Source organism: Streptomyces sp. NPDC048424 (assembly GCF_040651555.1).
Taxonomy (GTDB): Bacteria; Actinomycetota; Actinomycetes; order Streptomycetales; family Streptomycetaceae; genus Streptomyces.
On record NZ_JBEZKE010000068.1, the window covers coordinates 1 to 10,218 of the forward strand.

The window sequence follows — 10,218 nt, forward strand, 5'->3', positions numbered from 1 at the left end:
CCAGCATGAACTGCGCCACCAGCAGCACCACCAACACCAACTTCAGACGCCCGTCCAAACGGACCGGACCCCCAGCACCACCCCCCGCACCCGCACCAACACGCGCACCCTCGACAACCGACATCGCGACACTTCCTCTCGATCACGCAACGAGCTGTTGCGTCATCGACTCTGGACTGGTCGGAGGGGGTTACCCAGCCCCCTGGTTGTGCTGGCGCCGGGCAAGCTAGCACTGCCAGGGCCACCTTCACGGGCAGCGTTCCGCGCCCTCCCCCGGCACACTGGAACGCATGGACACTCCCACTGCCCTGGGCGAATTCCTCCGCACCCGTCGCGCCCAGCTCCAGCCCGAGGACGTCGGTCTCCCCTCGCACGGCACCCGCCGGCGCGTACCGGGACTGCGGCGCGAGGAACTCGCCCTGCTGGCCGGCGTGAGCATCACGTACTACACGCACCTGGAGCAGGGGCAGAGCACGAACGCCTCGGACAGCGTGCTCGACGCGCTGGCCCGCGCCCTGCGCCTGTCTCCGGACGAGCACGCGCACCTGCTCAACCTGGCCCGGCCGCCGCGCGCCAAGCGGGCCCAGTCGCCCCGTCCCGAGTACGCCCGGGACACCACGCGCCGGCTGATCGGCGCGATGCCGCAGGTGCCCGCCGTCGTCCTGGACGGCCGCAACAACGTGCTCGCCTGGAATCCGCTGGGCCACGCCCTGCTCGCCGGGCACGTCGACCTCGCGAGCCCCGAGGATCCCGCCGTACGTCCCAACCTCACGCGGATGCTGTTCCTCGACCCGCACACCCGGGAGCTCTACACGGACTGGAAGGGCGAGGCCCGGGTGGCCCTGGCGGCGCTGCGCCTGGTCGCCGGACGCAATCCGGAGGACCGCGCGCTCGCCGAGCTCATCGGGTCGCTGATGCTGCAGAGCCCCGATTTCGCCTCGCTGTGGTCGAAGCACCCCGTACGGGACTGCACCGTCGGCACCAAGACCCTGCACCACCCCGTGGTGGGCCCGCTGACCCTCGATTTCGAGAACCTGCACCTCACGGACGGCACCAATCACCGGATGCTGCTCTACAGCGCCCCCGAGTCCTCCCCGTCCGACGCGGCCCTGCGCATGCTGTCGAGCCTGACGGCCGGTTCCACCGCCCCGGGCCGGGGAACGCCGAGGCCCGCGTCGGCGGATGCCGACGCGGGCGGGGAGCGGTAGGGCGGCGGGTCAGTCCCGGGCGGCCGCGGTGACCGGGGTGCGGTCGCCGGAAGGCTCGGGGGCCGGGACGGGGGCCGGGGCCGCGTCCGGGGCGGGCCGCGTACGGGGCCTGGCGCGGCCGAAGCGGCGCATGGCGGGCATCTCGACGAAGCGGAAGAGGAGCCACCCGCCGAGCAGTGACGCGGCGAAGAAGCCGGCGATCACCAGGAGGGCCACCGGGACGCCGTAGGTGTTCTCGCCCAGCAGCGAGCGGAGGTAGAAGATCGTGACGCCCTGGACGAGGTAGAACCCGAAGGAGACCTCGCCGAGCCAGACCATGGGCCGGCTGCGCAGGAAGGTGGCGCGGCCCTCCACGTCGGCGCTGGCGGTGGCGCCGATGAGCGCGGCGACCGGGATGATCGTCGCGACGACGAACCCGTACTGGAACGGGGCGACGAGCGCGGCGGCGTAGCCGAGAACGGTGAGCACGAGGGAGACGCCGAAGCCGATGCGGCGCGGCCACAGGCCCGCGAGGACGATGCGGGCGAGCAGGATGCCGAGGACGAACTCGAAGAGGCGGCCGGCCGGGAGCAGGTAGCCGAACCAGAACTGCATCCCGGAGATGGGCGTGATGGTGGACTTCGGGGTGTCGGGGACGAAGTAGGTGGCGATCAGCTGGAGTGCGATCATCCCCGCGATCATCGCGGCGCTCCAGCCCCAGAGGGCGGTCCGGCCGCGGAGCTTGCGGATCGGAACGATGAGCGCCGGGAAGAGCATGTAGAAGAGCAGTTCGCTGCCGAGAGACCAACTGGGCGGGTTGACGCTGAGGTTGATGGTGGGCTGCGGCCACCAGGTGTGGATGAGGAGGAGGTTCGGGAGCCATTCGGCGACGCCCGTGACGGCCGAGCCGGCGAAGAGGACCATCGCCGCGGCGAAGACGACGAGGTGGTTGGGGAAGATCTTCAGCAGCCGGCGGCGGAGGAAGGCGGTGACGCGCTCGCCGGGCTTGGCGGCCCAGGCGAGGACGAACCCCGAGAGGACGAAGAAGAAGGAGACTCCCAGGTAGCCGGCCTTGCCGAAGGCGGTGGAGAACCCGTCCGCGAGGGTGGCGTCGGCGAAGGGGTTGATGGGCGCGTTCGGCGGGATCGGGGAGTCGGTCAGGGACGAGTGGAAGAAGAAGACGGAGAGTGCGGCGAAGAACCGCAGGCCGGTCAGTGAGGGCAGCTTCGCCCGCTTCTCGGCGCCGGGAGACGTCGTGGAGGCCACAGGGAATCGCTCTTTCGGAAGAGGTGCGGAAGAGGTTTCGTGAAGGACGGCCGCCGGGGCCGTGGTCCGCCGTGCTGCGGGGCCACGGTCCCGGGCGGCGCGCGCAGGGGCGTCGCGGGAGGCGGGACTGCCCGTCGGGGCTCGGGGTGGCGCGGGGCCGGGCGTGGGGCCGGGCGCGGGGGCCGGGCGCGGGGGCCCGGCCCGGCGCGGGCGTCCCCCTACTGCTCGATCTGGTTGCGGTAGACCATGAGCTTGGCGTCCTTGGCCACGTAGTAGTTCTGGACGGAGTAGGCGATGGTGGCGAAGTCCAGGCGGCCGTCGCCGTTGAAGTCGGCGGTGGCGATGCGGGCGACGGACTCCTCGGAGACGCGCCACTTGGCCCAGACGCCGTTGGCCGCGTCGATCGCCTTGTAGTACATGACGCCCTGCCACGGCCACGGGCCGCGCAGCGCCACCAGGAACTCCTCGTCCCCGTCGCCGTCGAAGTCGGCGCAGACGATCTGGTGGCCGGGGCCCTCGCCGTTCTCGTTGGGGTCGCCGTAGACGTCCAGCAGGACGCGGTTCCAGCCCTCGCCTTCGGCGGCCTTGGTGTAGACGGCGACGGTGTTGCCGTGGAAGGGCTCGATGGCGGCGACGTAGGCCATCGGGTCGTCGCCGAGGCGGCCCGCGTTGAGGTCGCCGCTGCCGCGGAAGCCGGTCTGCTCGAACTGGGTGAGCTCGCCCGTGCCGATGAGCTCGCGGACCCACTCCTGACGGTTCTCGTCGAACCAGAGCCAGGTGACGCCCTCGTCGGAGGCCAGCAGGAGGGATTCGAGGTCGGAGCCGGGGACCAGGCCCCGCTTCTTCTCGGCGCCGTGGATCATCCGGAAGTGGCTGTCGTCGATGACGGTCATCGGCCACTCCTCGGCCGTGTGCACGTCGTCGGGCTGGGTGAACAGCACCACCGGCAGGACGGCGTGGACGTCTTCCTTGGCGACGATCGGCAGGCCGATGATCTGGAGCCGGTCGGTGCGGGTGAAGTGGCCGGCGCGCAGCCGGTGCATGCCGGTGGCGCGGCCGACGTAGTGCCGCTTCCAGCGGGACTCGTCCTTGTCGGGGGTGCCCGGGTTCTCCAGCCAGTCGATCTTGCCGCCCTCGGTGTTGGCGTCGTGGATCGTGCCGATCGGGCCGTAGAGGTCGTAGCAGACGATGACGTCGGGGTGGCCGTTGCCGCTGACGTCGGCGAAGTCGGCGCCCACGGGCATCTTGATGCGGTCGGCTATCAGCCGGCGGGTCCAGTCGCCGTCGTTGGCGTACCAGTAGATCTCGCCGAGGCGCAGTCCGTAGCCGAACAGGTCGGGCTTGCCGTCGCCGTCGATGTCGGGCGCCTCCAGCCAGTAGCCGTCGCGGAGCTGGTCGGCGACGACCTCGGCGGTGAACTTCGGGGCGCGCAGGACGGTCTCGTTGTTCTTGCCGGTGGTGGTCATCAGTGGTTCTCCTGGGAGCGTGCGAGGCGGACGGCGCGGGGGACGGGGTGGTACTCGATGGCGAGCCAGATGCAGTCGGTGTCGGCCTTGTACTGGTGGAAGGGGTAGTGGTAGGTGCACTGCGGGCCGGTGGCGCAGAAGGGGTCCTGGGTGGTGTAGCCGGGGCTCATCAGGACGTCCTGGTAGAGGGAGGCCTGGTCGTGGTTGCGGAACCGCTGCATCCGGCCGAGGCCGTGGACCTGTGTGTGGACCTCGATGAAGTCGTGCTGGTTGTGGATGAAGCAGTTGGTCCCGGCCGGCGCGAACCAGAGGTTGGCGCGGACGGTGAACTCCCGCTGGACCATGGCGGTCTCGCGCTCCCCCAGCACGTGCGCCGGGTCGAAGACCACCGTGGTGATCTCGTCCTGGGGGCTCCGGAAGAGGGGGGTCTCGCGGGGGAAGTCCCCGTCGGGGCCGAGCAGATCGGCCAGGTGGGCCCAGCCGGGTGCCTCGGCGACGCCGGACACCTCGCCGCCCTCTTCGGCGGGGCGCAGCAGGAGCAGCGCGTCGGCCTTCTCGATGCGGGCGTCGGCGAGGACCGTGGAGGAGAGCGGGGGGATGGCCTTGCGGAGGTCCTCGGCGACGATCACGGGGGTGTTGCCGGGGTTGACCACGATGGTGCGGCCTTCGACGGTGTAGTCCACGGCGTCGCGCACGAGGTCGGCCCTCAGGTACGGGGTGCTGAAGTTCAGCGGGCGTTCGATGGCGGACGGGGTGGCGGTCATGCGGGCTTCCTCTCGGTCAGGTGCGGGCGAAGGCGGCCGTACGGGCGAGCTCGACGCTGAGCTCGTCGGCGGCGCTGTCGGGGACGAAGGGCTCGGGGGCGGGCCCCAGGCCGAAGAAGTGGGCGAGTGCGGCGACGGTGCGGGCGGTGGCCTGCCCGTCGCCGTACGGGTTGGCGGCGTTGGCCATCCGCTCGTACGCGGCCTGGTCGCGCAGGAGCTCCAGGCTGCTGGCGACGATGCCCTCGGTGGCCGTTCCGACGAGGCGGGCGGTGCCGGCGACGATGGCCTCGGACCGCTCGGTGACGTCGCCGAGGACCAGGGTGGGCTTGCCGAGCGCGGGACCCTCCTCCTGGCTGCCGCTGCTGTCCGAGACGATGAGGTCGGCGCGGGCCATGAGCTTGCAGAAGCTGAGGTAGGGCAGCGGGTCGACGACGGTGATGTGCGGGTGGCCCCCGATGTGCGGGAGGAGCGCCTCGCGGACCACGGGGTTGCGGTGGAGCGGGACGACGACGCGTACGCCGGGCTCGTCGGCGATGCGGGCCAGGGCCTGTCCGATCTGCGGCAGGTGGGGCCATGCCTCGTGGCGGTGCGCGGAGGCCAGGACGATCCGGCTGGGGTCCACGTCGAGGTCGGCCAGGGCCGGGTCGCCGTAGCTCTCGGCGCGGCCGCAGGCCCAGCGCAGGGCGTCGATGACGGTGTTGCCGGTGACGGTGACGCTGCCGGCGTCGATGCCCTCGCGCAGCAGGTTCGCCAGGTTTCCGGGGGTGGGGGCCAGGTGCAGGGCGGCGACCTGGGCCACGAGCCGTCTGTTGCCCTCCTCGGGGAAGGGTGAGCCGAGCCGGCCGCTGCGCAGTCCGGCCTCGACGTGGACGACGGGGATCCGCTGGTGGAATCCGGCCAGGGCCCCGGTGAGGGTGGTGGCGGTGTCGCCGTGGACCAGGACCGCGTCGGCGGGGGCGGTGGCGAAGTAGTCGTCCAGGCCGCGCAGGGACCGGTAGGTGACCTGGGAGAGGGTCTGCTTGGGGGCCATCACTTTCAGGTCGACGTCGGCGGTGAGGCCGAAGGCGTCGAGGGTCTCGTCCAGCATCTGGCGGTGCTGCCCGGTCGAGATCACGACGGGCTCGAAGCGCGGGTCGTCCTGGAGGGCGCGGATGACCGGCGCGAACTTGATGGCTTCCGGCCGGGTGCCGAGGACTACGGCGACGGAACGCATGGCTTCCTCTACTTTCTGACGCGTTGGGAATCGAGCCGTGGCATGACGCGGGAGGGCGCGGCACGGCGGTGCCGCAGACCTGTTCGGGGTGGTGGCCAGGGGATCGGATCTCGCTGCGAGGGGCTTTTCAGCTGCCCTCTTCCGGCCAAGAGACAGCTTTCCCGGAGCCGGCCGGGGAGTCAACGAACACCCGCGGCCACTCGAACGGTTGAGCGGGAACGACAGAAGCCCCGTACTCCGGAGACCGGAGTACGGGGCTTCTGACCAGCGGGAACGCGAGGAGCATCAGCCTCGCGCGGGCTTGATGGACATGGAGTGGCGGAAGAAGTCGGACGGGTCGTAGCGCCTCTTCACCTGCTGCAGGCGCGGGTAGTTGTCCTTGTAGTAGAGCGTCTGCCACGGCACGCCGGAGCGGTTGCGGCGCGGATCGGTGACGTCGCGGTCGGGGTAGTTGATGTAGCAGCCGTCGGTGCTGTCGTCGATCAGGGGCACGCCGCCGGTCGCCGAGAAGAAGTCCTCGTACAGGCCGCGCAGCCAGCCCAGGTAGAACTCGTCCTCGCTCTCCTCCTGCCAGAAGGTCTGGAAGCACATCTTGAAGATGGACGACCGTTGCGCGTTGGCCGTCGCGTCGGGCGCCGCGGCGTTGACCTGACCGCCGAAGGAGAACAGCACCAGCATGGTGTCCGGGTTCTTGAAGTCCGGCCGGCTCATGTACCGGTAGAGCGAGGCGATCTGATGGTCCGTGAAGTTCTTGCGCATGTACGCGGACTTGTGCGCGCCGCGTGAGGTGGGATTGGTGATGGTCGGGTTGTTGGTGCCGACCAGCCGGGTCGCCTGGAGCCACGGCAGGGTTCTGGGCTCCGCGAACTGCGGCATGGCGGGCAGTTCACCGGTGGCGCGGGTCAGCGCCTTCGGGATGACCCCGGTGCCGGCCGTGATCGCCGCCAGGTAGTCGTCGAGCAGTTTTCTCGCGTTCGGCACGGTCGCGTCGACCTGGGTGAACATGCCCACGCTGCCGTGCGCCTTGGAGCTGACGTTGAACAGGCTGGACAGATGGCGGTACGGGGAGTCGGGGGCGCTGTTCGCGGCGTGCCAGGCACCGAAGTTCTTGAGCAGCCGGGTGAACTTCGCCTCCGTCAGCTGCTCCCAGGGGAAGTCGACGGCGCTCACCAGAACCGTCGACGGCGGGGAGATGAGCTGTTCGGATGGTTCGGAGCCCTTGGCGCCCGGGGAGCGGAACCAGTAGCGGGTCACCAGGCCGAAGTTGCCGCCGCCCCCGCCGGTGTGCGCCCACCACAGCTCGCGGTTCGGATCGTTCTTCTCCCGGGTGGCCACGACCGTCCGCACGCCGCCCTTCCCGTCCGTGACCACGACCTCCACGGCGTAGAGGTGGTCGACGACCAGGCCGTGGGCCCGCGAGAGCAGACCGTACCCGCCGCCCGCTATGTGGCCGCCGGCCCCGACGCTGTAGCAGATGCCGCCGGGTACGGTGACGCCCCAGCCCTTGTAGAGGGCCTCGTACACGTTGATCAGACGGGCCCCGGCCTCGACGACGAACGCCCGGAACTTCGGGTCGTACCCGACGTGCGTCATCTCCGAGAAGTCGATGATGACCTCGGTGTCGGGGTGCGCGGCGAAGTCGGCGAAGCAGTGGCCGCCGCTGCGCACCGAGACCCGCTTGCCCGCGCGGACGGCGTCTCTCAGGGCGCGTTCGGCGTCCGCGGTGGAGCGGACCATCTTGATGTAGTCCGGGCGGGCCACGAAGCGCTGGTTGTTGCCGGTGGTCAGCATCTCGTAGCGGGGGTCGCCCGGCCGTACCACGGATCCGGCTCCGACGGCCGTGCCGGGGGCTCCGGAGGAGGCGGGAGCCGTGGCGGCGGCCGCGGGGCCGGCCAGCGCGCCGGCCACCGCCGCGCCTCCGACGACGGCGGCGCTGCGGGTGAGCATGGTCCGGCGATCGACACCGTTCATGTGGGTCTACCTCGACTTCTCTTCGACGATGGAGTGGGTGCCGTACCCGGCACCGGCGGAGGGGTGCTGTGCGGGGTGCTGCTGTTCGGCGTTCTGCTGTACGGAGTTCTGCTGTGCGGACTGCGGCTCGGCGGGGAGTTCTGCCTCCGGCAGCGGGCCCGGCCGGCGGGTCCTGCGGTCGAGCCGGCCGGAGAGCGCCGCGGTGCCCAGACCGGCGGCGGCGAGCCCGGCACCGATCCAGGTCGGCGCGGTCCATCCGAGGCCGTGGGCGACGGCGAGACCGCCGAGCCAGGCCCCGAGGGCGTTGCCGAGGTTGAAGGCCGCGATGTTCGCCGCGGAGGCGAGCGCCGGGGCCCCGGCGGCCTGCTGCATCACGCGGGCCTGCAGCGGCGGCACCGTCGCGAAGCCGATCGCCCCGAAAGCGGCCAGGGTGATCGCGGCGGGCACGGCGGCCTGCGAGGTGAAGGTGAAGACCACCAGCACCAGGGAAAGGCCGCCCAGGATGAGGTACAGGCTGGGCATCAGCGCCCGGTCGGCGGCCCGCCCGCCGAGCACGTTGCCCACGCACAGTCCGACACCGAAGAGGACGAGGAGCCAGGCGACCGCACCGTCGGAGAAGCCGGCCAGTTCCGTCATCATCGGTGCGAGATAGGTGAAGGAGGCGAAGACGCCGCCGAAGCCGAGCACCGTCGTCGTCAGCGCCAGCCACACCTGGGGCTTGCGGAAGACGGCGAGTTCGCCGCGCAGCGCCCCGCGCTCCGGCGCCGGCTGCGCCGGGACCAGGGTGACGAGTCCGAGCAGGCCGACGATCCCGATGCCGGTGACCGCCCAGAAGGTGGAGCGCCAGCCGAACTCCTGGCCCAGGAAGGTACCCAGTGGTACGCCGAGTACGTTGGCCAGCGTGAGCCCGGTGAACATCAGGGCGATGGCGCTGGCCCGCCGGTCCGGGGCCACCAGGTCGGCGGCGACGACGGACCCGATCCCGAAGAAGGCACCGTGCGTGAGGGCGGCGATCAGCCGGCCGCCCATGAGGGCGGTGTAGTCGCCGGCGAGGGCGCAGAGCAGGTTGCCCGCGATGAAGATGCCCATGAGCACGACGAGCATGGTCTTGCGCGGCAGACGGGCGCCGGCCGCGGTCATCAGCGGCGCGCCGACCACCACGCCGAGGGCGTAGCCCGTGACCAGCATGCCGGCGGAGGGAATGGACACGGACAGGTCGTCGGCGACCTCAGGGAGCAGGCCGACGATGACGAACTCGGTGGTCCCGATGCCGAAGGCACCGATGGCGAGGGCGAGCAGGGAAGCACGCATCGGCCCGGGTCAGATCTGCCGCAGGGCGCCGCCGTCGACGCTCCACTCGGCGCCGGTGACCTGGGTCGCGAGGGGTGACAGCAGGTACGCGACGATGCCCGCGACGTCCTCGGGCGTGCCGATGCGGCCGCTCGGCAGCGCGCGCACCACGCGGATGAAGTGCTGGACGGCCTCGTCGGCCGGGAGGCCGAACCGCTCCCCCAGCTGCTCGGCGAAGCCGCCGGGCGCGTCGAAGAGCGCCGTCCGGGTGGGGCCCGGCGAGACCACGTTGGAGCGCACCCCGCGTACGCCGAACTCCGCGGCGAGGGACTTGGACACGGACAGCAGCGCCGTCTTGGAGGCGGCGTAGTCGACGATGCCCGGGTCGGGGAAACGGGCGGCCTCGCTGGCGATGTGCACGAGGGAGCCCGCTCCCGTGTCCAGGAGCGCGGGCAGGGCCGCACGGGTCATGCGGACGGCGGAGTGGAAGTTGACGTCGAAGGTGCTCGTCCACTGCTCGTCGGTCACGTCGAGGAAGCCGGTACGGGATTCCAGCGCGCCCACGTTGTTGACGAGGCCGTCGAGGCGGCCGTGGCGCTCGATCACGGTGTCGGCCACGTGGCGGGCGGCGGTGGGGTCGGTGAGGTCGGCGGCGACGGTGCTGACGCGGTCGCCGAGGGCTTCGGTGTTCCACGGCTTGCGGGCGACACCGACGACGATGGCGCCCTCGGCGGCCAGCAGTCGGACGGTGGCCGCGCCGATCCCGGACGACGCGCCGGTGACGAGGTACACGCGGTCTTCGATACGGAGGTCCATCACGTTCCTTGGGAAGAGGAGACCTTGAGGAGGACGGGGAGGGGGGAGGGGGAGGGGGCCCCGGCACGGCGGGGGTGGGCGTGCCGGGGCCGCCTCCTGGGGGGAACCCTGAGCCGCGGGGGCTCAGGCGGTGGTGAGGTCCTTCGCCGCCTTGTTGCGGAGGAAGAGGGCGGTGGTGAGGGTCCCGAGGACCACGATCGCCGTGTTCACGATCACCGCCGTCGTAATGCCGGCGTGGATGTCCG

8 protein-coding genes are annotated in these 10,218 nt (G+C 71.3%); 1 reads left to right on the forward strand and 7 read right to left on the reverse strand.

Translation table 11 applies throughout. The features are described from left to right. Positions 1–290 precede the first annotated feature (290 nt). The gene (locus tag AB0D29_RS38320) at positions 291–1,208 is read left to right on the forward strand and encodes a helix-turn-helix transcriptional regulator (RefSeq protein WP_362860468.1); all 918 of its coding nucleotides are present in this window, start codon (positions 291–293) and stop codon (positions 1,206–1,208) included. Between the two features lie 9 nt (positions 1,209–1,217). Here AB0D29_RS38320 and AB0D29_RS38325 read toward each other — a convergent pair whose 3' ends face one another. From AB0D29_RS38325 to AB0D29_RS38355, 7 genes are all read right to left on the reverse strand, one after another. Continuing rightward, on the reverse strand, positions 1,218–2,453 hold the full coding sequence (locus tag AB0D29_RS38325; RefSeq protein ID WP_362860469.1) for an acyltransferase: 1,236 nt from the start codon (positions 2,451–2,453) through the stop codon (positions 1,218–1,220). A 218-nt stretch (positions 2,454–2,671) separates the two neighbouring features. Next, positions 2,672–3,919, reverse strand: coding sequence for a VCBS repeat-containing protein (locus AB0D29_RS38330; RefSeq protein ID WP_362860470.1), 1,248 nt, complete (start codon positions 3,917–3,919; stop codon positions 2,672–2,674). Continuing rightward, complete coding sequence (locus AB0D29_RS38335; protein ID WP_362860471.1) at positions 3,919–4,683, reverse strand: hypothetical protein; 765 nt, start codon at positions 4,681–4,683, stop codon at positions 3,919–3,921. The genes AB0D29_RS38330 and AB0D29_RS38335 overlap by 1 nt, the downstream gene beginning before the upstream one ends. A gap of 16 nt (positions 4,684–4,699) precedes the next feature. Then, on the reverse strand, positions 4,700–5,896 hold the full coding sequence (gene wecB / locus AB0D29_RS38340; protein ID WP_362860472.1) for a UDP-N-acetylglucosamine 2-epimerase (non-hydrolyzing): 1,197 nt from the start codon (positions 5,894–5,896) through the stop codon (positions 4,700–4,702). A 285-nt stretch (positions 5,897–6,181) separates the two neighbouring features. After that, positions 6,182–7,867, reverse strand: coding sequence for an FAD-binding protein (locus AB0D29_RS38345; RefSeq protein ID WP_362860473.1), 1,686 nt, complete (start codon positions 7,865–7,867; stop codon positions 6,182–6,184). A 6-nt stretch (positions 7,868–7,873) separates the two neighbouring features. Beyond that, positions 7,874–9,178 (reverse strand): MFS transporter, encoded by a 1,305-nt coding sequence (locus tag AB0D29_RS38350; protein ID WP_362860474.1) that lies wholly within the window; start codon positions 9,176–9,178, stop codon positions 7,874–7,876. Between the two features lie 9 nt (positions 9,179–9,187). Continuing rightward, positions 9,188–9,973: an SDR family oxidoreductase gene (locus AB0D29_RS38355; RefSeq protein ID WP_362860475.1), complete on the reverse strand. Its 786-nt coding sequence runs from the start codon at positions 9,971–9,973 to the stop codon at positions 9,188–9,190. Positions 9,974–10,218: the final 245 nt, after the last annotated feature.

Coding starts and splice junctions, on each gene's coding strand:
- AB0D29_RS38320 (WP_362860468.1), top strand. CDS start 291: ATGGACACTCCCACTGCCCTGGGCGAATTCCTCCGCACCCGTCGCGCC.
- AB0D29_RS38330 (WP_362860470.1), bottom strand. CDS start 3,919: ATGACCACCACCGGCAAGAACAACGAGACCGTCCTGCGCGCCCCGAAG.
- AB0D29_RS38335 (WP_362860471.1), bottom strand. CDS start 4,683: ATGACCGCCACCCCGTCCGCCATCGAACGCCCGCTGAACTTCAGCACC.
- wecB (WP_362860472.1), bottom strand. CDS start 5,896: ATGCGTTCCGTCGCCGTAGTCCTCGGCACCCGGCCGGAAGCCATCAAG.
- AB0D29_RS38345 (WP_362860473.1), bottom strand. CDS start 7,867: ATGAACGGTGTCGATCGCCGGACCATGCTCACCCGCAGCGCCGCCGTC.
- AB0D29_RS38350 (WP_362860474.1), bottom strand. CDS start 9,178: ATGCGTGCTTCCCTGCTCGCCCTCGCCATCGGTGCCTTCGGCATCGGG.
- AB0D29_RS38355 (WP_362860475.1), bottom strand. CDS start 9,973: ATGGACCTCCGTATCGAAGACCGCGTGTACCTCGTCACCGGCGCGTCG.